Origin of the sequence: Flavobacterium sp. N1719, from assembly GCF_025947045.1 — a bacterium.
Lineage (GTDB): Bacteria > Bacteroidota > Bacteroidia > Flavobacteriales > Flavobacteriaceae > Flavobacterium > Flavobacterium stagni.
This window is the reverse complement of the sequence record NZ_CP109993.1, coordinates 184716-208351: the sequence shown is the minus strand read 5'-3', so window position 1 is coordinate 208351 and position 23636 is coordinate 184716. Positions and strand designations below refer to the sequence as shown.

At 40.2% G+C, this 23636-nt stretch carries 19 protein-coding genes; 18 read left to right on the top strand and 1 reads right to left on the bottom strand.

What is annotated here, in order from left to right; all coding sequences use genetic code 11:
* Window position 1 precedes the first annotated feature (1 nt).
* Complete coding sequence (locus tag OLM45_RS00750) at window positions 2–745, top strand: head GIN domain-containing protein (RefSeq protein WP_264511131.1); 744 nt, start codon at window positions 2–4, stop codon at window positions 743–745.
* On the opposite strand, the gene gldA is transcribed toward OLM45_RS00750, so the two are convergent.
* A complete protein-coding gene (gene gldA, locus OLM45_RS00745) occupies window positions 742–1647 on the bottom strand; it encodes a gliding motility-associated ABC transporter ATP-binding subunit GldA (protein WP_264511129.1) in 906 nt (301 codons plus the stop codon). The genes OLM45_RS00750 and gldA overlap by 4 nt on opposite strands.
* 346 nt (window positions 1648–1993) lie before the next feature.
* Here gldA and OLM45_RS00740 point away from each other — a divergent pair, with 346 nt between their 5' ends.
* From OLM45_RS00740 to OLM45_RS00660, 17 genes are all read left to right on the top strand, one after another.
* Window positions 1994–2911, top strand: coding sequence for a M28 family metallopeptidase (locus OLM45_RS00740; protein WP_264511127.1), 918 nt, complete (start codon window positions 1994–1996; stop codon window positions 2909–2911).
* A gap of 232 nt (window positions 2912–3143) precedes the next feature.
* Window positions 3144–3968 carry a prephenate dehydratase gene (locus tag OLM45_RS00735; RefSeq protein ID WP_264511125.1) on the top strand — a complete coding sequence of 275 codons (825 nt, stop codon included), beginning with the start codon at window positions 3144–3146 and terminating at the stop codon, window positions 3966–3968.
* A complete protein-coding gene (locus OLM45_RS00730; protein ID WP_264511123.1) occupies window positions 3965–5113 on the top strand; it encodes a pyridoxal phosphate-dependent aminotransferase in 1149 nt (382 codons plus the stop codon). The genes OLM45_RS00735 and OLM45_RS00730 overlap by 4 nt, the downstream gene beginning before the upstream one ends.
* Entirely contained in the window at window positions 5110–5961 is an 852-nt protein-coding gene (locus OLM45_RS00725) for a prephenate dehydrogenase (protein WP_264511121.1), read from the top strand. Before OLM45_RS00730 ends, OLM45_RS00725 begins: the two co-directional genes overlap by 4 nt.
* A gap of 5 nt (window positions 5962–5966) precedes the next feature.
* Window positions 5967–7052 carry a bifunctional 3-deoxy-7-phosphoheptulonate synthase/chorismate mutase type II gene (locus OLM45_RS00720; protein WP_264511119.1) on the top strand — a complete coding sequence of 362 codons (1086 nt, stop codon included), beginning with the start codon at window positions 5967–5969 and terminating at the stop codon, window positions 7050–7052.
* Window positions 7053–7134: 82 nt separating this feature from the next.
* The gene (locus OLM45_RS00715) at window positions 7135–8796 is read left to right on the top strand and encodes a hypothetical protein (protein WP_264511117.1); all 1662 of its coding nucleotides are present in this window, start codon (window positions 7135–7137) and stop codon (window positions 8794–8796) included.
* A gap of 67 nt (window positions 8797–8863) precedes the next feature.
* Window positions 8864–9829, top strand: a complete 966-nt coding sequence (gene rsgA, locus OLM45_RS00710; RefSeq protein WP_264511115.1) for a ribosome small subunit-dependent GTPase A — start codon at window positions 8864–8866, stop codon at window positions 9827–9829.
* A gap of 114 nt (window positions 9830–9943) precedes the next feature.
* Window positions 9944–10396 (top strand): D-aminoacyl-tRNA deacylase, encoded by a 453-nt coding sequence (dtd, locus tag OLM45_RS00705; RefSeq protein WP_264511113.1) that lies wholly within the window; start codon window positions 9944–9946, stop codon window positions 10394–10396.
* A 47-nt stretch (window positions 10397–10443) separates the two neighbouring features.
* A complete protein-coding gene (locus OLM45_RS00700) occupies window positions 10444–12345 on the top strand; it encodes a DUF3857 domain-containing protein (protein WP_264511111.1) in 1902 nt (633 codons plus the stop codon).
* A 5-nt stretch (window positions 12346–12350) separates the two neighbouring features.
* Window positions 12351–14357 carry a DUF3857 domain-containing protein gene (locus tag OLM45_RS00695; RefSeq protein WP_264511109.1) on the top strand — a complete coding sequence of 669 codons (2007 nt, stop codon included), beginning with the start codon at window positions 12351–12353 and terminating at the stop codon, window positions 14355–14357.
* A gap of 3 nt (window positions 14358–14360) precedes the next feature.
* Window positions 14361–16349, top strand: coding sequence for a DUF3857 domain-containing protein (locus OLM45_RS00690; RefSeq protein ID WP_264511108.1), 1989 nt, complete (start codon window positions 14361–14363; stop codon window positions 16347–16349).
* Between the two features lie 2 nt (window positions 16350–16351).
* Window positions 16352–16678, top strand: a complete 327-nt coding sequence (locus OLM45_RS00685) for a nucleotide pyrophosphohydrolase (protein ID WP_264511106.1) — start codon at window positions 16352–16354, stop codon at window positions 16676–16678.
* An 84-nt stretch (window positions 16679–16762) separates the two neighbouring features.
* Entirely contained in the window at window positions 16763–17095 is a 333-nt protein-coding gene (locus OLM45_RS00680; RefSeq protein ID WP_264511104.1) for a DMT family transporter, read from the top strand.
* Window positions 17088–18347 (top strand): 3-phosphoshikimate 1-carboxyvinyltransferase, encoded by a 1260-nt coding sequence (locus tag OLM45_RS00675; protein ID WP_264511102.1) that lies wholly within the window; start codon window positions 17088–17090, stop codon window positions 18345–18347. Before OLM45_RS00680 ends, OLM45_RS00675 begins: the two co-directional genes overlap by 8 nt.
* Before the next feature lie 92 nt (window positions 18348–18439).
* The gene (gene queA / locus OLM45_RS00670) at window positions 18440–19489 is read left to right on the top strand and encodes a tRNA preQ1(34) S-adenosylmethionine ribosyltransferase-isomerase QueA (RefSeq protein WP_264511100.1); all 1050 of its coding nucleotides are present in this window, start codon (window positions 18440–18442) and stop codon (window positions 19487–19489) included.
* 186 nt (window positions 19490–19675) lie between these two features.
* Window positions 19676–20959, top strand: coding sequence for a kynureninase (gene kynU, locus OLM45_RS00665; protein WP_264511098.1), 1284 nt, complete (start codon window positions 19676–19678; stop codon window positions 20957–20959).
* Window positions 20960–21221: 262 nt separating this feature from the next.
* Window positions 21222–23612 carry a penicillin acylase family protein gene (locus OLM45_RS00660; protein WP_264511095.1) on the top strand — a complete coding sequence of 797 codons (2391 nt, stop codon included), beginning with the start codon at window positions 21222–21224 and terminating at the stop codon, window positions 23610–23612.
* Window positions 23613–23636: the final 24 nt, after the last annotated feature.

The following is a 23636-nucleotide window of genomic DNA, read 5'->3' as shown; positions in this document are numbered from 1 at the left end:
GATGAAAAAACTACTCGCACTTTTACTGGTCCTGCTTGTTGCTTGTGAAAAGCCCTCCGATTGTATTGAGTCGGAAGGTACAATCATGACCCGTGAAGTCCCCGTTACAGCGTTCACCCGAATCGAAGTCTATCGCGGCATTGGAGTCGAAATCACCCAAGGTCCCGAATACAAAGTCGTGTTGCAATCGGGTGAAAATTTTATCAATAACATCCAAGTTGTACAAGATGGGAACGTGTTGAAAATTCGGGACAAATCTACTTGTAATTGGGTGCGTGAATACGGTGTGGCCAAAGTAATCATTACCGCGCCCAATCTTGAAGAAATTTATTCCAAAACCGAACAAGATATCCGGTCTGTGGGGACATTAAATTATCCTTTGTTGCATATTTACGCCAACGATGCCCACGGTGACGGCGTGCCCGGTGCGGCTACAGGTGATTTTGTTTTGAATGTGAATACGACCGAATTCACCATCGAAAACAATAACGTCTCCCGTTTTTTTATTACGGGTCAGGCGCAAAATGCTTCCCTGATTTTCTGGGCAGGTGATGGCCGCATCGAAGCTCAAAATTTAGAAGTTCAAAATATGTACGTCTACAGTCGCGGGTCCAATGACATGCTCGTCAAACCCATGCAGTACATCCACGGCAGCATCGTGAGTACAGGAAATGTAGTGTTATTCCACACACCACCTACTATCGATGTGCAGCAAACCTACCAAGGACAATTGTTGTTCAATTAGTTTTTCTTGGCCGTTTTTTCGCGGAAAATTTGTTCGAGGTTTTTCGCTTTCGCTACAATTTGCAAGGCACGCAAACCATTAGCGGTAGCAAAGTCAAAAATACGGGCGCGCGGGTCTTCTTCGGTTTGGAACGTCAGTTCCCACAAATTGTCTTTCACGTTTTTCGTTTGGGTCAGTCCTTTGAGTTGGGCAAACAAATCAGCGTTTACCGCTTGATCAAATTCGACTTCCACCAATTGTACCGTTACCTCTTCCACCAGTTTATCCAGTTTCTTGTCGGTTACAATTTTCCCTTGGTTGATGATGATGACCCGGTCGCAAATCGCTTCCACTTCTTGCATGATGTGGGTAGAAAGGAAAACCGTTTTGTCTTTACCGACGTTGCGAATCACGTTGCGAATTTCAACCAACTGGTTCGGATCGAGTCCGGTGGTGGGTTCGTCCAAAATCAATACCTCGGGATTGTGGAGTAGCGCAGTAGCCAAGCCCACACGCTGGCGGTACCCTTTAGAGAGTTGCCCAATTTTCTTGTGCGCCTCAGGAGTGAGTCCGGTTAAGGTAATCACTTCCTCAATGCGCGAAGTCGACACTTTGTATACATCGGCATTAAACGCCAAGTATTCCCGCACATACAAATCGAGGTAGAGCGGATTGTGTTCCGGTAAATAACCCACCGAGCGTTGCACCTTTAGCGCATCGGTAGTCACATCATGTTCGTTCACCATGGCTTTCCCTTCATCGGCACTTAAAAACGTAGTTAAGATTTTCATCAAGGTCGATTTACCCGCACCGTTAGGTCCGAGGAAACCCACGATTTCTCCTTTTTTAACCGAAAAAGAAACCGAATCCAAGGCTTTTTGTGTGCCGTAATATTTGGAAATAGCGTGAACTTCTATAGACATGGTAGTACTAAATTTGACACAAAGGTACAGATTCTCATTGAATTTTTGGGCGTTCCCTTGTGGGGTGAAAAACAACACTGCGTGACTTGTTTTCCACCCCACAAGGTCAGGCTGTCGGCCGTCGCTGCCTTCGTGACCTCAGGCGAGCTTCGCAAGGCCTCCATCCTTAACGCAAATCTGTGCTAGAAAGTGTGTCTGATTAGCTGAATTCCAAAAAAAAAATCAAATGGTTCTATTCTACTTTATTCATAACTCATAATTCATAACCCCATTTTTGCCTACTAAAAATGTGTACTTTTAGCAGCAGTTATTGTTCTTAAATCATTCATCAAACAACAAAAACACCATGAAAAAAATCCTATTCCTGTGTGCCGCCACGATTTCATTCGCAACTGCACAAACTAATCCCACCATTTCCCAAACGGAAGTAACCCGAATTGAAAACGAACTCGCCGCCGATGCCATGCAAGGCCGTAAACTCTTTACGCCGGGTATAGATAAAGCGTCGGCGTTTATCGAACAAGAGTTTGCCAAAATCGGCTTAGGCTATTGGGGTACGTTGTCCAATTACCGTCAAGAATTCCAAATTCGAGGCAAAGCCGCCAACAACGTGATTGGAGTGATCCCCGGGAAATCCAAGCCCAATGAGTATGTGGTCTTTTCGGCCCATTATGATCACCTAGGTACAGAACCCACAGGGACAGATACCGTGTACAACGGCGCTAACGATGATGCGTCGGGAGTAACCGCTGTGATTGCTTTGGCACAATACTATAAAACCTTAAACAACAACGAACGCACTTTGATTTTCGTAGCCTTCACCGCTGAAGAAGTGGGCGGTTTCGGGTCGCGGTACTTCTCAAAGAACATCGCCGCCGATCAAGTGGTCGCGATGTTCAACATCGAAATGATTGGCACGGAAAGCAAATGGGGTAAAAACTCATGTTACATCACCGGTTTTGAAAAGTCCGATTTCGGGACTATTTTGCAACGCAACTTACAAGGGTCGCCATTTCAATTTCACCCCGATCCGTATCTCGCAGAACAGTTGTTCTACCGTTCGGATAACGCAACTTTAGCTGCTTTGGGCGTCCCTGCTCATACGATTTCCACCTCAAAAATGGATGCCGAACCCAATTACCACCAATTGAGTGATGAGGTGAATACCTTGGATTTAGCCAACATGACCGAAGTGATCAAGTCAATTGCTGTCAGTGCACAATCCATCGTGCAAGGGAAAGATACGCCGAGTCGGGTGAAATAAGTCTGCAATCGATTTCGTAACTTTTTATCATTTATGTCTAGCCCAAAAAAATATTTTTACTACATTAGCAAAAACAACAGAGCTGATGCGTAACACATTCACTACCTATTTTAATTATTTCTTTTATTTCTTCACACCGAAGGAAAAGGGATGGGTATTGTGTTATGTCAAGAAGTAAAAAATTAAGCAACCATACGAAAATCCCGATTCCCATCGGGATTTTTTTTTGCCCATGAAACAACAAATAGCCATACAAGGAATTCAAGGTTCGTTCCACCATCAAGTCGCTCTTGCGTATTTTCAAGATGCCTTTGAGTTGGTGGAATGCCTGTCATTTGAAGCAGTTGCCGACAGTTTACTGCGTGGTCACGCCACCCAAGCCGTCATGGCCTTAGAAAATTCGATTGCCGGAGCATTATTGCCCAATTATGCCCTGATTGATCGCAACGATTTTCATATTGTCGGTGAGCAGTATTTGGAAATCCAACAAAATCTGATGGCACTCCCCGGTCAGTCGTTGGCTTCCCTCCAAGAAGTCCATTCCCATCCCATGGCCTTGCTCCAGTGCATGGAGTTTTTAAAACAACATCCTCATCTCAAACTCGTTGAAGATAAAGATACTGCCGAAACCGCCCGCCGCATTCAAGCGCAGCGATTACAGGGTATAGCCGCCATTGGAAGTGTGGTAGCCGCTGAATTATTTGACCTCGAAATCATCGCGCCACAAATTCAAACCGTGAACAACAACCTTACGCGGTTTGCTATCGTGTCGCGCCAACCCAATGCGCCTTCGAATACCATCAATAAAGCGTCGGTGAAGTTCGAACTCCACCACCAACGCGGGAGTTTGGCCGCTGTGCTTAACGTAATGAGCGATTGCCGTTTGAACCTTACCAAAATTCAATCACTGCCCAAAATCGAGTCGCCGTTTACCTATGCCTTTTTTGTTGATGTAACCTTTGAAGACTATGGCGATTTTGAAAAGGCCACTGCCTTACTCAACCTAATGGCTTCTTCATTCAAATTATTAGGAATTTACCAAAATACATTACCATGATTACCCCCGCTGATCGCTTACAATCCGTACAAGAGTATTACTTCTCGCGCAAATTGAAAGAAGTTCAAGCCCTCGTGGCTCAAGGTCACCCCGTGATTAATATGGGCATTGGGAGTCCCGACTTGCCGCCGCATCCTTCTGTACAACAAGCCTTAGTCGAGGCACTTTCCCTTCCCAAAGCGCACGAATACCAGAGTTATCAAGGGATACCCGAACTCCGCGCTGGCATGCGTCGGTTTTACGAAACGCAATTTAATTTGGCTCCCGATGTCCCCGTTGATTTTTTGCCGTTAATGGGTTCCAAAGAAGGAATTTTGCACATTGCCATGGCGTTTCTAAACCCCGGTGATCAAGTGTTGTTGCCCAATCCGGGATATCCAACGTATGCCTCGGTAACGGAATTGGTGCAGGCTGAGGCGGTGTATTACGACCTACAACCCGAGCAGGATTGGTTGCCCAACTTTGCCACTTTGGAAGCATTGGATTTGTCTAAAGTAAAAATGATGGTCATTGGTTATCCCCACATGCCCACAGGGGTGCCGGGAAATTTGGAACTGTTGCAGCAATGGGTCGATTTTGCCCACAAACACCAACTGCTTTTGGTCAATGACAATCCGTACAGTTTTGTGTTGCACCACAACCCAATTTCAATTTTTAATTGTGAGGGTGCGGTCGAGGTGGCTATCGAACTCAATTCACTCAGCAAAACCTTTAATATGGCAGGTTGGCGTGTAGGTATGGCGGTTGGGAAACCCGAATTTCTCGATGCTGTTTTAAAAGTCAAAAGCAACATGGATAGCGGTATGTTTTTAGGAATACAAAAAGGTGCTGTGGCTGCTTTGGCATTGGGATCCGATTGGTTTAATCAACAATATAAGGTCTACAGCAAACGCCGCGAACTGATTTGGCAACTGGCCGATTTGTTGGGGTGTACGTATGATAAAAAAGGGGTCGGACTCTTCGTTTGGGCGAAGTTACCCGAAGGAAGTGACGCCGAAAGTTTGATAGATGAATGGTTATACCACTACCATGTATTTATCACCCCCGGTATCATTTTTGGCAGCAACGGAAAAGGGTACATTCGGTTTTCACTTTGTGTCACCGAAGAAAATATTAAAGAAGTAATCCAACGATTTACAAAATGAAAATAGCAGTTATCGGAATTGGTTTGATAGGCGGTTCGCTCGCTCGGGATATCCGTTTGATTTGGGATCAGGCGGAAATCATTGGGTTGGACGCCCATACGGGTCATGTGGAACAAGCGATCGAACTCGGTCTAGTGAACCGAGAAGGGAAATGGGAAGAAATTCCGCAAATGGATATGGTGATTGTATCGGTGCCCGTGGATAAAGCGCTTACTGTGGTGCCCCAAGTCTTGGATTTGGTCAACGAAAACACCTTAGTCTTGGATGTGGGTTCGACCAAGCAACCCTTATGCGAAGCCGTGCAACACCATCCCAACCGACGCAATTTTTTAGCAACACATCCCATTGCGGGAACCGAGTTTTCCGGACCAACAGCCGCCTTACAAGGATTGTTTGAAGGCAAAACGAATATCATTTGTGAAGTTGAAAAAACAGCCTTTGGGTTGCAAGAACGCGCCATGGAATTGTTTCGAAAATTAGGCATGCGCATCCGGTATATGGACCCGCAGTCGCACGACAAACACATTGCCTACGTCTCCCATTTGTCACATATTAGTTCGTTCATGTTGGGTAAAACCGTCATCGAAAAAGAGCAAGACGAACGCGATATTTTTGACATGGCAGGTAGCGGATTTGAAAGTACGGTGCGCTTGGCAAAGAGTTCGCCCGACATGTGGACGCCCATTTTTGGTCAAAACAAAGTTAATGTATTGGCAACATTAGAAGAATATATCCGAAATTTGTCCCGATTTCGGGAATTGTTGGAAGCCGATCAGTATGACGCCTTGTATCAAGAAATGCAACATACCAATCGCATCAAAGAAATATTAAACGGAATCAAAAAATAAGTCCTATGGAAAATAATAAAGAAATGCGCACCTGGCTGGATGATTTTCAATTGCCGCATCCGTTGGTAATTGCCGGACCCTGTAGCGCAGAAACCGAAAATCAAGTACTTCAAATTGCCCGCGAATTACAGGATTCCAAAGTGTCGATTTTTCGCGCAGGCATTTGGAAACCCCGAACACGCCCAGGAGGCTTTGAAGGTGTAGGTGAAATCGGATTGAAATGGTTGCAAAAAGCCAAAGCCGAAACGGGTTTGTTGATGGCGGTCGAAGTAGCTACAGCAGCGCATGTGAAATTGGCGTTGGAACACGATATTGATGTGTTGTGGATAGGTGCGCGTACAACAGTAAATCCATTTGCAGTACAAGAAATTGCGGATGCACTTCAAAATACAGAGAAGATTGTACTGGTCAAAAATCCGGTTAATCCCGATTTGGCCTTGTGGATTGGGGGTGTCGAGCGCTTGTACAATGCGGGAATCAAGAAATTAGGCGTAATTCACCGCGGTTTTTCGACCTATGAAAAAACCAAGTACCGCAATAACCCCGAGTGGCAAATTGCGATTGATTTTCAAAGCAAGTATCCCGATATTCCGTTGATTATCGATCCGTCGCATATCACCGGGAAACGCGATATGATTTTTCAAGTGACCCAACAAGCCTTGGATTTCAACTACGATGGGATGATTATCGAAACCCATTGTGATCCTGATAATGCCTGGAGTGATGCGGCACAGCAAGTGACTCCCGAGCGATTAAAGCAAATTATTTTTGATTTGGTCATTCGGAAAGAAGACGATGCCGACGGCGATTATTTGCAGCAATTGTCCAAATTACGGGTGAAAATTGACGATTACGATTCCAAATTATTGGATGTGATTGGACAACGCATGAAAGTGGCCGAAGATATTGGGGCGTTGAAAAAGGCAAAAAATGTCGCGGTTTTACAGAACAAACGTTGGAATGAGATTTTGGAACGTATGGTGAAAGAAGGCGAGCAACGCGGTTTAAGTGAAGAATTTATCGTTCAATTTTTCAAGGCGATTCATCAAGAAAGTATTTCGCATCAAGAGAAAGTGTTTAAAAATGAATAAGAAAGTCCCTACGGGGATTTTTTTTTGCTCCAAATAATTCCTTATCATTGTGGTCTTAATAACCTCTAATTATTAACTTTTTATGAAAAAACTATTTGCTGTAGCAGTGACAGCTTTGCTATGCTGTAGTGCTACGCTTGTATCTGCACAAAACAAAATTGAGAAAATTAACATGACCTACGGGGAGGAACTCCCAGATGACGGTGGTAAGATTGTTAAGATTGTAGGGGAAACCAAAGGAAAAATCTACGCTTTGGTTTTGAAAGGAAAATCCGATTATTTTTTGAAGATTTTTGAATCGGGAAGTATGAAACAACTTTCTAAGAATCCGATTATTTTTCCAGAATTAAAGGATAAAGAATTGGATTTTGAAGAAATGGTTTTGTTAAACGATAAATTGTACGTGATTGGAAGCGTGTTTGTGCGTTCCGATAAAACGTTCTCTTTAGTTGCAATTCCCATAGATGAAAAAGGGAAAATGTCGACCAAAACCACATTGATGTTTGAATCCAAAGTGGCTAATAAATCGGATCGTGGAGGATTCTATTTCCGCAAATCACCTGATGAGCAAGTGTTATTGGTGATGCACACTTCGTTGTTCGAAAAAGAAGATTCGATGAAATACGAAACCAAATTATTTGATGAAAACATGGCTTCGTTTTTTTCGGTTGAAGATGTTGTGAAATACGACGACAACAAAAAAGATTACGAGTTTACGATTTCTGATTTTGACGTTAATGTGAATGACGATGTGTTTATCGTAGTGAATGAAGGATACCGCGATAAGAAGAAAAAAGAAAAAGTTGAGAAAGTAGAGTTGCATTTGTACAAAAAAGCCAACGGCTATAAAAAAGACGTGGTGAAAGTGGACATTGTAGATAAAGAAATCATCAACTGTAAAATGTTGGCCACCAATAAAGGTACGGTAAAATTAACCGGTTTCTTTTCCAGCGTTCGCGAAAGCGGTAGAGCCAATAAAGAGTTGAAAGGGATTTACAACATCACCATCAATGTGGCGGATAATACCGTGGGAAAAAGTGTTTTCAATGAATTTGATTATGCGACAAAAGTGAAATTAATCGGTGAGCGTCGTGCCAAAAAAGGAAAAGACGTGAAGCCGTTGTACAATATTCAAACAATTATCGAAAAGAACGATGGCGGTTTGATTGTATTGTCTGAATACCAAATGGTAGTTTTTGGACAGCGTCAAGGAATTGGCCCCTTAGGATTTCAACCGATTACCTACATCACCAACGAAATTATTGTAACCAGTTTACGTCCGGATGGAACATTTGAGTGGGGGAATGTAGTGCCCAAAGAACAATCGGCTACCATTACTGCTATGTCTGTGAATTTATTTGCAGGAGGTTCGTCAGGGAGTTATAATGTGGCATTAGGAATGTCTATTCCTGTAGCGATGATGGGTAAAGGTCCGGAATACTTAAGTTTTATTCCGATTTACAAAAATGGACAGTTGAATATTTTGATCAATGATCACGTGAAAAATAAAGGGATAACCAATATTGAGGAAATTCGCTCCATGGGGAATTACAACAATGCGGTACCTTCATTATTTGTTTTTGATGCGCAAGGCAATATGTCCCGAAAAGATCCTGAAGAGGTGATAAAAAATGAATTGGTGATTCGCCCCGGTGTCTATTGCCGTAAAAACGAACGGGAATTCATTATTTATGCTTCCCGAAAATCGAATGATAAGTTAGGTCGAATGATTTTAGAAGATTAAAAATAAGAAAGCTGTTGAAAAACAGCTTTTTTTTATGTTTAGAAAGGATAAAATGTAATTTTGCATCATGACAGGATGGGTTTATAAATCAACGGGGAGTTATTACACCGTAAAAACCGCAACGGGCGAAGTATACGAATGCCGTATAAAAGGGAAATTCCGGATTAAAGGAATCAAAAGTACCAATCCTATTGCGGTAGGCGATGTTGTTGATTTTGAATTGGATCAGTCCACGGATGAAACCATGGGTCAAATCCACCACATCCACGACCGCAAGAATTACATTATTCGGAAATCGGTCAACCTTTCCAAGCAAGTCCATATTATTGCTTCGAATATCGATGTTGTTTTTTTGTTGGTGACCATCAATAACCCCACGACGACGACTTCTTTTATTGACCGATTTTTGGTCACTGCAGAAGCGTATGGTATAGAGGCGGTGCTGATTTTCAATAAAATAGATACCTATGATGAGGCAGCATTAGACGAACAGCTGTATTTACAGTATGTCTATAGTCAGATTGGTTATACTTGTTTGCGCGTTTCTGCACTGGAACATAAGGGATTGGAAGAATTAAAAGCGATGATGCAGGATAAAGTGTGTATGTTCTCCGGCCATTCTGGGGTGGGGAAATCAACCTTAGTCAATGCGTTAGAACCTGCGTTGGATTTACGCACTTCGGCTATATCCGACTCCCATCAACAAGGGCAACATACCACGACTTTTGCCGAAATGTTTGATTTGTCGTTTGGATCTAAAATCATTGATACGCCTGGAATCCGCGGGTTTGGGGTAGTGGATATGGAACCGCAAGAGGTGGGGGATTATTTTCCGGAGTTTTTTGCCTTGAAAGAAGACTGTAAATTCAACAATTGTTTGCATAAAGAAGAACCCCATTGCGCGGTTAAAAAAGCTTTAGACGCTGATGATATTGCTTGGTCAAGGTACCGAAGTTATATGCAAATATTAGAAGGAGAAGAAGAGCACTACCGCGGGGATCAGTATGCGGAGGAACGGCGGAATTTGCAGTGATCAGTCTGTAGTGGTCAGTGGTCACTGATCAAACCTGTTTTAAAGCAATTAGCTTGTATTATTCTTGTAACTCATAATTTAAAATTTATAATTCAAAATTTATAATAAAATATCATGCGCGCGGTCATTCAAAGAGTTTCACAAGCATCGGTTACAGTTGAGGAAAAATGTGTTTCCGAAATACAATCGGGCGTTTTGGTGCTTTTAGGTGTTGAAGAAGCCGACACGCAAGAAGATGTGAATTGGTTGGCGGCAAAGATTGCCAATTTGCGCATTTTTGGCGATGAAAAGGGAGTGATGAATGTCTCGGTGAAAGAAGCGGATGGCGATTGTATCGTGGTGAGTCAGTTTACCTTACACGCCATGACCAAAAAAGGCAACCGGCCCTCTTACATCCGCGCGGCACGACCTGAACAAGCTATTCCGTTGTATGAAGCGTTTATTCACCAAATGGAAAAGGTATTAGGAAAAAAAATTGGAACCGGAATCTTTGGTGCGGATATGAAAGTACGTTTACTCAACGATGGTCCCGTTACCTTAATTATCGACACAAAAAATAAAGAATAATTGTTGTTAATTTTTCTTAATATTTTATATTTGAGAAAAATTATAGTATGTACAAGCCATTCCTCCTAATGCTATTTGTAGCGGTGCAATCATTATATGCACAAAACAATACTTTTTCTACTTTATCCATTGCTGATAATCTAAAAGAATCAGCGAATAGTGTGGTTCGCGAACAAGAGATTGTAGTCGAAATCGTGTCTCAAAAATCGTACATTATTACAAAACGCGAAGCTTTAACCGTTTTGAATTCAAAAGGATTAAACAATCTAGACACCAACGAGCATTACAGCTCTTCAGAGAAAATTAATGCTATCAGCGCCGTAGTGTACAATGCCTTAGGTAAAGAAATGAAAAAAATCAGAACTTCTGATTTTAAAGACCAAAGTGTTGCCGATGGCTTTTCAATTTTGACTGACGATCGGGTGTTGTATTTGGATTATACCCCTACTGAATATCCTTTTACCATTGTTTTTGAAAGTGAAGTTAAATCCAATAATACTGCTTTTTTACCCGTTTGGGTTCCCATCAATGACTATTATGAAAGTGTTCAAAAGTCAAAAATTACATATCTCTATCCGTCTGATCTTCAATTGAATTTTAAAGAATATAATTTTGAAGGGTTAACAGTTCAAAAAAACCAATCAGCTGGAAAATTAGAATTACAAATCGAAAATTTGAATGCTATAAAACCAGAAGATTATACTCCATCTAAATCCAAATTATTACCAATGGTGCGATTTGCCTTGGATAAATTTAATTTGATTGGTGTTTACGGTGATGCGAAAACGTGGAAAGATCATGGTGTTTGGGTGTATAATACGCTTTTGAAAGAAACCGATGAATTGCCTGAGGAGACTGTAGCTAAGATGAAAGATTTGGTGAAAGATGCCAAAACAGCGGTAGAAAAAGCGCAACGAATTTACCACTATGTACAGAATAAAACCCGGTATGTAAGTATTCAGTTGGGTGTTGGCGGCTGGAAGCCTATGCTCGCTAAAGATGTAGATAAATTAGGATATGGGGATTGCAAGGCTTTAACCAATTATACACGTTCCTTATTAAAAGCAGTGGGTGTGGAGTCGTATTACACCGTAATTTTTGCCGGTAGAGAGAAAACCGATATTTCAGAAGATTTTGTGGCCATGCAAGGAAATCACGTGCTTTTGGCTTTGCCTAATGATGAAAAGTACACTTTCCTTGAGTGTACTAGTCAGGATAATCCCTTTGGTTTTCAAAGTGATTTTACTGATGATCGTTTGGCTTTAGTGATAAAACCAGAAGGAGGCGAACTAATCCGAACCAACAACTACAATGAAAAATTGAGTAGCCAACTTATCACTGGTACAGTGAAATTAAATGAAGACGGAACCCTTTCTGCTGATTTTATCCGAAAAAGTACGGGTACGCAATACAGTGCGAAAAATCATATCCAACAGCAATCTAAACAAGAAATTGTTGAGGATTACAAAGAAGAATTTTCGTGGTTAACCAACTTGAGTGTGGAAAAATACAAGCACAATGACGATAAAGAAAAGGTTGTATTTACGGAAGAGTTGTCCTTCACAGCTACGGATTACATTCGCAATAACGGGGGGTATTTAACTTTTCTTGTGAATCCTTTAAATCAGTTGACATCAATACCACAACGTTATCGCAATCGTAAATTTCCTTTAGAGATTTCAAGAGGTTTTTACGATGAAGAAAATTATACGATAGAATTACCGCAAGGATTAAAATGTGAATCGATTCCAGAACCGGTAAAGGTGGAAGATAAATTTGGAATTTATTCATTAACAATTAAAGAGAATAGTCCCGGAAAATTAAGTATTAATCGAAGTTTACTTATTAGAAAAGGAACATTTGACAAATCAGAATATGAAAATTTTAGAAAGTTCCGTGAACAAATAGCCCGTTTTGACGGAACAAAATTATTATTAATTAAAGCCTAACCAACATGAAAAAAATTGTATCGATTGCCTTACTTTTAATTGGAGCCACACTTCAAGCCCAAAAATATGATTTGGGGAAAGTTACTGTGCAAGAATTGAGTGAGAAAGTTTGTCCAATAGACTCTTCGGCTCCAGCCGCAGTCTTATTTAATGAAGCGAAAACGTCATTTATTTTCGAAGGTGAAGAAGGTTTTCGAATTGTTACCGAGATTATGACCAAAATTAAAATCTACAAAAAGGAAGGGTATGATTACGCCAATCACGTAGAGAAATATTATATCGGAGGCAATTCAAATGCGGAACAAGTGGTTTATACCAAAGCGGCCACCTATAATCTAGTGAATGGGAAAGTAGAAAAAACGAAGTTGTCGGGAGATGGTGAATTTCGGGAAGAATTGAATAAATACTGGGCGGTTAAAAAAATCACCATGCCCAATGTGAAAGAAGGTTCGATCATCGAATATAAAGTGACGATTACTTCAGTATATTTTCAAAATTTCCCTACATGGGAATTCCAAAAAGATATCCCTGTTTTGTATTCGGAATATACTACATACATACCGGAATATTTTTTATATAATAAACATGTTAAAGGGTTTTTAACTCCTCAAGCAGTTAAAACAAGTAAAGAGCGCACAGTTCAGTATTCGATAGTTCGTAACGCTCACCAAACAACATCTATTACAGGAAGAGATCAATATGCACAAACTTTTAATGAAGAAGCTACTACGTATGTTTTAGAAAATATCCCAGCGCTAAAAGATGAACCTTTCACCAATAATATCAATAATTACCGTTCGGCATTAATTCACGAACTTTCAGGAACGCGATACCCAGGACAAACGTATAAGAACTTTGCTACCGATTGGGATACAGTTGCTAAACAAATCTACAGTAATGATGATTTTGGGAGTGAATTGAATAAAACGGGTTATTATGAAAAGGATATAGAGACTATTTTAGCAGGGGTAACAGATCCAGAAGAAAAGATAGCCCTCATTTTTAACTTTGTGAAATCACGTATGAATTGGGATGATTTTGTTGGATATTCATGTAACGATGGCGTTCGCAAAGCGTACCAAAATCAAAAAGGAAATTCGGCTGAAATAAATTTAATGCTTACGTCAATGTTGCGATTTGCAGGATTTAATGCCAACCCTATTATTTTAAGTACACGAGGAAATGGGATTGCAATTTTCCCAAGCCGTACCGCATTTAATTATGTAATATGTGGTGTTTCCTTCCAAGATAAATTGTTCTTGTTGGATGCAACCGACAAAAATGCATTGCCCAATATTTTGCCGAATCGCGCTTTAAACTGGACCGGGCGAATGATACAAAAAGATGGAACGAATGCATTAATTAGCTTAACCCCTGAATTTACTTCCAAAGACATGATTACCATGATGGCAACCATTGATGAAACAGGTAAAGTAAAAGGGAAATTAAAAGAAATGTATTATGATTACGATGCATTCCGATTTAGAAATAACTATGCAGGTTTATCAGTGGATAGTCATATGGATCGCATTGAAAAAAATAATAAAGGAATTGAAATTCAAAATTATACAATTCAAAATGTAAAAGATTTGGCACAGCCAATAACAGAAGGATACGATTTTGAAGATACCAATTCAGTGGAAATTATAGGGGGTAAGTTGTATATTAATCCACTCTTATTTCAAACCTTAAATGAAAATCCTTTTAAACAGGACAATCGTGAATTTCCAGTAGACTTTATTTACCCCAATCAAAATCGCTACATGGTGGCTTTAACAATCCCAGATGGCTATAGCATAGAATCAATGCCACAGTCTAAAGCATTTGCTATGCCAGATAATAAAGCGAGTTTTAAATTTAATAGTACAGGTGACGGGAAAAATATCCAAATGATTTTGACTTTTGATATTAATAGTTCAATCGTTCCCGCAGAAGAGTACGTTTTATTGAAAGGATTAATGGGTGAATTGGTCAAGCTGCAAACCGAAAAAATAGTTTTGAAGAAAAATTAGTACATGATATTACGACTTGTATTGCTTGTTTTTTTTGTGCCTTTCCTTACGGTTGCACAATTCAATCTAGATAAAGTTACCAAAAGTCAGTTGGAAGAAAAGTTCTATCCAACTGACTCTTCTGCTCCTGCCGCATTTTTATTCAAAACGTGTAAATTTAAATTTGATTATAGTGGGAATAATGGATTTTCTTATGTTGCTGAATATACGTTAAAGTTAAAAATATATAAAGTAGAAGGACTATCTTGGGCAGACATTTCAATTCCTTATTATATTGGTTATAAAACATTAAACAAAGATCTAATTACAAATATAAAGGGGTATACCTATAATTTGGTAGATGGGAATATAGAACGTCAAAAAGTTACTGCTGAAGGCCGATCAAATATTAAATCCAGTGATTTTTGGGCGAAAAAAATCATCACTTTTCCAAGTGTCAAAGTGGGCTCTATCATCGAATTGAAATATGAAATACGCTCCCAAGATATTCAATCCATTGACTTGATTCAATTACAGCATGCTATACCTGTTTCGGCAGCATCTTTAAAAATTGAAATTCCGTTGTTTTTTACGTATAAAGTAATACGATTTGGTCAATTTCAATTTGATTTAAAAAGTAAAATTACTCAAGAATCGATAAATTATACTTCGAAATTAGAAGGCTCTTTTGTAAATAGAGATTATAATTTGCAATTTAACCAACTTGTTAGTGAAGCTGAAATTAAGAATATACCAGCGCTTAAAGAAGAACCCTACACAAATAATATTGATGATTATTATACAAAAATCGCTTTAGAATTAGAATCTGTTCAATTTCCAGATCAACCCCAAAAAAAATATGCCACGACTTGGGATGATGTTGCTAAAATGCTTAATGAGCATGAGAGTTTTGGGAAAGCAGTGCAAAAATCCGATTACTATATTGCCGATTATAATCGAATTGCAAAAGAAAATTTAGATCGAAAAGAATTTATGCTGGCCATTTTTGAGTGGGTAAAAAAGCAAGTGGTATGGAATAAAGTGAAGGGGTATTTTGCTTCTCAATCTTTATCTGAAGCCTATCAAAAGCGAACGGGATCTGTTGCGGATATCAATTTAATTCTGACTTCCTTTTTACGAATGGGTGGTTTTGAAGCACACCCCGTTTTGTTAAGTACAAGAGAAAATGGTGTTATTACTTTTCCAAGTTATTCCCATTTTAATTATGTTGTGGTAGGCGTCAAATTAGAAAATCAGCTTTACCTTTTGGATGCGTCACAGCATGCGGGGACATCTACTTTATTGCCCACTATGGCACTGAATGATAAAGGGCAAATGTTTTATGCAAATGGTAATGTTGAAACGGTAAACTTAATGCCTAGTGAATTGTCTTTAAAAAACACTACAGTACTAGCAAAGTTGGATTTAGATGGGTCTTTAATTGGTCAAGCGAAATGTGTCTATACTGATTATAAATGTTGGGGAGTTCTTGCCGAATATTCATCAAGTGATAAAGAAAATTGGATACAGCTTAAAGAGAAAAAATGGAATTTAGATGAAATTACCAATTATCGTATAAATGACATAAAAGATAAAGTTGTAGCAGAAGAATTATTTGATTATAAATCTCATGAATATATTGAAAATATTGGTGACAAAATTTTAATAACACCTCTGTTATTTCAGAGTATTTTTGAAAATCCATTTAAATCGGATATCCGTGAATATCCTGTTCATTTTTCGTATCCCAATAGAGAAAAGGCGACTGTAGTTTTTACAATTCCAGAAGGATATTCGATTCAATCATTACCCAAAGATGTTGCTTTTGCATTGCCAGAAAGCAAAATGGCGTACAAGTTTGCAATAGCTGTTAATGGAAATCAAATGACAGTTGTTCGAACTTTAGATTGTAATCAAGCTGAATTTTCTCCCGATTTGTATTCATCACTCAAAGAATTCCTAACTTTGGTGGTTTCAAAAGAAACGGAGAAAATCGTTTTGATAAAACAATAATTATGGATTTAAAAAATGCTCAATTAGACGTCGATAACTGGATTAAAAATCATGGAGTTCGGTATTTTAACGAACTCACCAATATGGCGCAATTGACCGAAGAAGTGGGTGAAGTTGCCCGAATAATCGCCCGCCGTTATGGAGAACAATCCGAAAAAGAAAGCGATAAAAATAAAGATTTAGGGGAAGAACTCGCTGACGTCGTTTTTGTTGTGCTTTGTTTGGCCAATCAAACAGGAGTTGACCTGCAAGCCGCTTTTGATAAGAAAATGGACTTGAAAACCCGACGCGATCACGATCGTCATCATAATAATGAGAAGTTGAAGTAGTAATTAGTGACTAGTAATTAGTGACTAGGGACTAGTATTTCATAACTCATAATTCATAACTCATAATTCATAATTCCTCACTCCTTGAATTGGTTCCTTTTAATCATTGCCGGACTCTTTGAAGTCGGATTTGCGACATGTCTTGGAAAAGCGCGAGAAGCACAAGGCTCGGCTACCGTGGGGTGGTACGTTGGCTTTTTGGTGTGTTTAACACTGAGTATGATTTTGCTTGTTAAAGTCACCAAAGAACTTCCCATCGGTACAGCGTATGCAGTATGGACAGGGATTGGCGCTGTGGGTAGTGTGCTTGTCGGTATTTTTGTGTTTAAAGAACCGGCTACTTTTTGGCGTGTTTTCTTTTTAAGTACCTTAATTTTGTCGATTATCGGACTCAAATTTGTCGCGTCACATGACTAATCATTTACTTCATTCAACGTTACTCAACGGGAAGCAAATTACGATTACTGGTTCCAAATCGGAAACCAATCGTTTGCGTTTGTTGCAAGCTTTGTATCCGCATTTGCAGGTTGAAAATGCTTCTAATTCCGATGACTCCGAAGTTATGTTAAACGCATTGGAACAATTAAAAACCGATAATCAAGACGTACTCCATATTGATGTCCATCATGCGGGAACCGCGATGCGATTTTTGACTGCTTATTTCGCCATTCAAGAAGGTAAAGAGGTTGTAATTACGGGTTCGTCCCGTATGCAAGAACGTCCGATTCATATTCTTGTGGAAGCCTTAAATCAGTTGGGCGCGAATATTTCCTTTGAAAAAAATCAAGGTTTTCCACCGTTGCGAATTCACGGAAAAAAACTAACACAGCACAAAGTCACATTGCCAGCAAATGTAAGTAGTCAATATATTTCAGCCTTACTTTTGATTGCGCCGAGTTTGGAAAACGGACTAGAATTGACCTTAGAAGGGGAAATTACCTCGGTGCCCTACATTCAAATGACGTTGGCCTTGTTGCATCAAATTGGTGTTACGACCACTTTTGAAGGCAACTACATTCATGTTGCTCCCTTAAAAATTTCAAATAGCGATACCCAAACGCTAACCGTGGAAAGCGATTGGTCATCGGCTTCCTATTGGTACAGTTTGATTGCGTTGTCAAAAGTAGGTACACAAATCACATTGTCAAGTTATCATCCCAAGAGCTTGCAAGGCGATCATGTTTTGGCCACATTCTTTGCCCAACTCAGTGTGGAAACCGAGTTTCTCGCTGATCACCAAATTCGATTAACCAAAGTAGCGATGCCTCCCGTTCGTCATTTTGAAGCGAATTTAATAGGGGCGCCCGATATAGCACAAACGATTGCCGTAACGTGTTTCGGACTCGGAATATCGTGTGCCTTAACCGGTTTACATACGTTAAAGATTAAAGAAACCGACCGTCTCGAAGCCTTAAAAGTGGAATTATCAAAGTTGGGTGCAACTGTAAAGGTAACCCACGAACAGTTACAATTGGAAGCTGCCACAACAATGAATGAAGGCATTGGAATTGCTACTTACCAAGATCACAGAATGGCCATGGCGTTTGCTCCTCTAGCCTTAAAAGTCTCGATTATCATCCATGATGCTGAGGTGGTTTCTAAATCGTATCCTTCCTTTTGGGAGGATTTGGAGCATGTGGGAATTCAAATGCAAATCGCTGAAAAATAAATCCCAATTTACTTGACAACGCACTCTCGGCGGTAGTATATTTGCAGCCGTTTGCTACTAGGCAAACCATGTAAACTAATACACTAGAAACAATGAAGTTATCCCATTTTAATTTTAATCTCCCTCAAGAGTTGTTAGCGGAATTTCCAGCTGAAAACCGCGACGAATCACGCTTGATGGTGGTGCACCGTAGTACAGGTAAAATCGAACACAAGTTGTTTAAAGACATTATCAACTATTTTGACGACGGTGATGTGATGATTTTGAACAATACCAAAGTTTTCCCTGCTCGTATGTACGGAAACAAAGAAAAAACAGGTGCTCGCATCGAAGTTTTCTTGTTACGTGAATTGAATGCAGAGCAACGTCTTTGGGATGTATTGGTGGATCCCGCTCGTAAAATTCGTATCGGAAATAAATTGTATTTCGGTGATGATGATTCGTTAGTTGCTGAAGTAATTGATAACACAACTTCTCGTGGACGTACCCTACGTTTCTTGTACGACGGTTCCTATGAAGAGTTTCGTTACAAATTAAAAGAATTGGGTGAAACACCCATCCCCAAATACATCAACCGTGAAGTAACGGAAGAAGATGCTGAGCGTTACCAAACCATCTATGCTAAAGAAGAAGGTGCGGTAGCAGCGCCAACTGCTGGTTTACACTTTTCTAAGCATTTATTAAAACGTTTGGAAATCAAAGGAATCAACTTTGCAGAAGTTACATTGCACGTTGGTTTAGGAACTTTCAACCCTGTTGAAGTAGAAGATTTATCCAAACATAAAATGGATTCAGAAGAGTTACGCATCACGCAAGAAGCCTGTGATGTGGTGAATAAAGCCATCGAAAACAAAAAACGCGTTTGTTGTATCGGAACCACTTCAATGCGTGCCATTGAAAGTTCGGTTTCTTCCAACAGAACCTTAAATCCGTATGACGGTTGGACCAACAAGTTCATCTTCCCGCCGTATGATTTTAGTATTGCTAATTGTATGGTGACTAATTTCCATACGCCAAAATCAACCTTATTAATGATGATTTCTGCGTTTTGTGGGCATGACTTAATGAAAAAAGCTTACGAAGAAGCAGTTAAAGAGAAATACCGTTTCTACTCCTACGGAGATGCGATGTTGATCTTATAATGAAATAATAAAAAGGCTGTCAGTAATGATGGCCTTTTTTAATGTGACAATTAGACAATGTGGCAATGTGTCGATGCAACTATTATAGAACCAGCACTTCATTCATAACTCATAATCCATAACTCATAACTCCTATTTTAATTCTCCTCCAAGATTACTACATTTACCGTCCAAACAAACTAACCCATGACATTTCAAAATACACGCGAGTTTGCACAACAACTCGATGCGCAAGATGGTTTGCGCGCATACCGCGACCAATTTATTTTCCCCCAGCACAACGGAAAAAATGTGGTGTACTTTACCGGGAATTCGCTCGGACTCCAACCGAAGTCGGCTTCTAAATTTGTTCAAGACGTGATGAACGATTGGGCAAATCTTGCCGTTGAAGGTCATTTTTATGCTGAAAAACCGTGGTGGGATTACCACGAACGTTTTGCTAATCCCTTGAGTAAAATTGTAGGTGCCTTGCCTTCAGAAGTGACGGTAATGAATACCTTGACCGTAAACCTACACCTCTTGATGGTTTCGTTTTACCGTCCTGAAGGAAAACGCCATAAAATCATTTGCGAAGAAAAAGCCTTCCCTTCTGATCAATATATGTTTCAATCACAAGTTCGTGTACACGGCTTTGATCCCAAAGATGCGATAGTTGAAGTGAAGCGCCGTGAAGGCGAACACAATATCCGCCACGAAGATATTATCGCTAAAATCAAGGAAGTCGGCGATGAGTTGGCTTTGGTTTTATGGGGTGGTGTAAATTATTACACGGGTCAGGTGTTTGATCTAAAAGCCATCACCCAAGCCGGTCATGCGGTTGGTGCTTATGTAGGTTTCGACCTGGCGCACGCCGCTGGGAATATCAAATTGAACTTACACGACTGGGATGTCGATTTTGCCGCTTGGTGCAGTTATAAATATATGAACTCCGGACCTGGAAATGCTTCCGGGTGTTTTGTACACGAAAAACACCACCATACCAATCTTCCGCGTTTTGCAGGTTGGTGGGGACATAATAAAGAACGTCGTTTTAAAATGGAGCCCGACTTTGATCCCGTTCATGGAGCCAACGGTTGGCAAGTGAGTAATTTACCCATTTTGTCGTTGGCGCCGTATTTGGCATCAGTCGAACTCTTTGACGAAGTGGGAATGGATCGGTTGATTGAAAAACGAAATCAATTGACAGCTTACCTCGAATTCGTTCTTCATGATATCGATAGTCAGTTGGATGGCGCCGATTTTGAAGTCATCACGCCTCAAAATCAAGATGAACGCGCCTGTCAATTGTCGGTGTACTTGCACGGTCAAGGACGTAATCTTTTTGATTATCTCATGCAAAATGGGGTGATTACCGATTGGCGCGAACCCAACGTGATTCGTCTAGCACCCGCTCCGTTTTACTGTTCCTATGAAGATATGTACGAATTTGGTCAAATTCTCAAACAAGGAATTACCGAATTAAAAAAATAAAACAAGCCAAAAGCCCTGAAAAATCAGGGCTTTTTTTGTGCAACTAAAAATCCTATAACAATTCCTGAAAATCTTGTAAAGCAATCGGTTACTTGTTGTGGTTACTTTGTCTAATAACTCAAAAGTAACAGAAAATGAAAAGCATAATTTTCTTCTAACCGAAAAAGAGGTGGACATCAGGGATGGTGTCGGCCTCTTTTTTTTGAATAAATGAAACAAAATTGCAAAGGGGTTGACTAAATTTGTTGTAATTCCTTGCATTATGAAAATCCTTAAGAAAATTCTATTCAGTATACTTGCCCTAGTTGTCCTTATCGCTCTGGGCGTTTTTATTTATTACAAATCCAAAGCCCCGCAATATGAAGGCGAACGGGAACTTACGGGTTTGTCCTCGGAAACCAAAGTCTATTTTGACGAATACGGTGTACCTCATATTTATGCCCAAAACCAAAAAGATGCGCTGCATGCATTAGGCTTTGTGCATGCCCAAGATCGGTTGTGGCAAATGGAATTAATGCGTCGAATTGCTCCAGGACGATTATCGGAATTGTTTGGGGCGAAAGCCTTAGAAAACGATCAGTTTTTTGCCGGAATCGGAATTGATGAAAATTCAGCACAAGCGGTAGCTAACTTAGACAAAAATTCGGAAGCCTACCAATTGGCGCAAGCTTATATCGATGGGGTAAATCAATATCTTGAAGAAGGAAAAACACCGATTGAGTTTGATTTGGTGGGTGTAAAAAAAGAACCCTTTACCATCAAAGACATGTACAATATCTTCGGATTCATGTCCTTTAGTTTTGCCATGGCACAAAAAACCGACCCGTTGCTTACGGAAATTCGTGACGAATGGGGCATGGACTATTTAGCTGATTTTGGTCTAGACGGCTCCTTAGCCAAAACCCGATTAAAATCCTATGACGGAAAAGCCAAGGACTATGCGGCCATTGCTAAGTCGGTTACCGCACTTTTGGAACAATCGCCCGTTCCACCCTTTATCGGAAGTAACAGTTGGGTGATTGGTGCCGAAAAAACCAAAAACAATAAAGTCATTTTTGCAAACGACCCGCACATTATGTTCTCCCAACCGGGCACATGGTATGAAGCGCATATTTCCTGTCCTGGCTATGAAATGTATGGCTATTATTTGGCTGGAACACCCTTTCCGTTACTCGGTCATAATCGCGATTATGCGTATGGATTGACCATGTTTGAAAACGATGATTTGGATTTTTTCCAAGAAGAAAATCATCCGCAAAATACCAAGCAATACAAAACAGCTACCGGGTATGCTAACTATACGGTGCGCACCAAGACCATCAAAGTCAAAGATACGGTAGATGTGCAACTCACTATTAAATCAACTCAACACGGGCCCGTGATGAATCGTTTGTTAAAAGGATTGAATGCCAAAAATCCGGTAACCATGTCGTGGATTTATACCCAACATCCCAATCATATTTTGGAAGCGGTGTATGGGTTGAGTCATGCCAAAAATTTGGACGATTTTCATCAGAAGGTCGGACTCGTGCATGCTCCCGGATTGAACGTGATGTATGGCGATGCTAAAAATAATATTGGATGGATAACCTCGGGGAAATTATACAAAATGCCTGAAGGCGTGAATCCTAATTTTATTTTAAATGGGGCCAATGGCAAAGACGATCAGCGCACGTTTTTACCTTTTGAAGAAAATCCGCATGCGATCAATCCCGATTGGCATTATGTGTATTCATCCAATAACCAACCCGAACCCATCAACGGGTATTTGTACCCGGGTTATTATTTGCCTCAAGACCGTGCGAAACGCATACAGTCGTTGCTTGAAACCAAAAGCAATTGGGAACGCGCCGATGTCGAACGCATGATTAACGACCATACGTCTTTAATTTATCCCGGCTTGGTGAAAAATTGGATGCAATGTGTAACCAAAGACGGATTGACATCCACTGAAAAAAGTGCCATAGAAACCTTGCAACAATGGGAAGGAACGCACGCGGTTTATGATATCGCTCCCACGATTTATAACAAATGGTTGTATTGTTATCTCAAAAATACCTTCCAAGACGAATTGGGAGAAGAGCGCTTTTCGTTATTCTTAGGAACGCATATGCTCAAACAAATGGTGGCTGGCCAAAGTGTCAATCCCAATTCACCGTGGTGGGATGATGTGAAAACCAAAGGAATCAAAGAAACCCGAGATCAAATTGTAAATCGTTCATTTCATGAAGCCATCAACGCTCTAGAAAAACAATTAGGACCTGAATACACGAATTGGCGTTGGGGAAAAGTACATACTTTGGAACACCAACACCCGTTGGGTAAAGTCGCTGCTTTACGTCCTTTGTTCAATGTCGGCACTTTTGAAGTACCCGGTGGTAATGAAGTCATCAATAACTTATTATTCTATTTGGCAGAGGATGGCCAATACAAAGTAGGAGGAGGCCCTTCAACCCGTCGTATCATCGATTTCTCCGATGTGGAAAATAGTGTGAGTATATTACCTACGGGTCAATCGGGTGTGCGCTCCAGTCCGCATTACAACGATCAAGCCGAAATGTATGTCAAAGGCCGTTTCCGAAAAATGAAACTCAACCGCAAAGAGATTGAAGCAACGTCAACGTTATTGGTTCTAAAACCCAAAGCCCACTAATTCAACATTTATAATTTATAATTT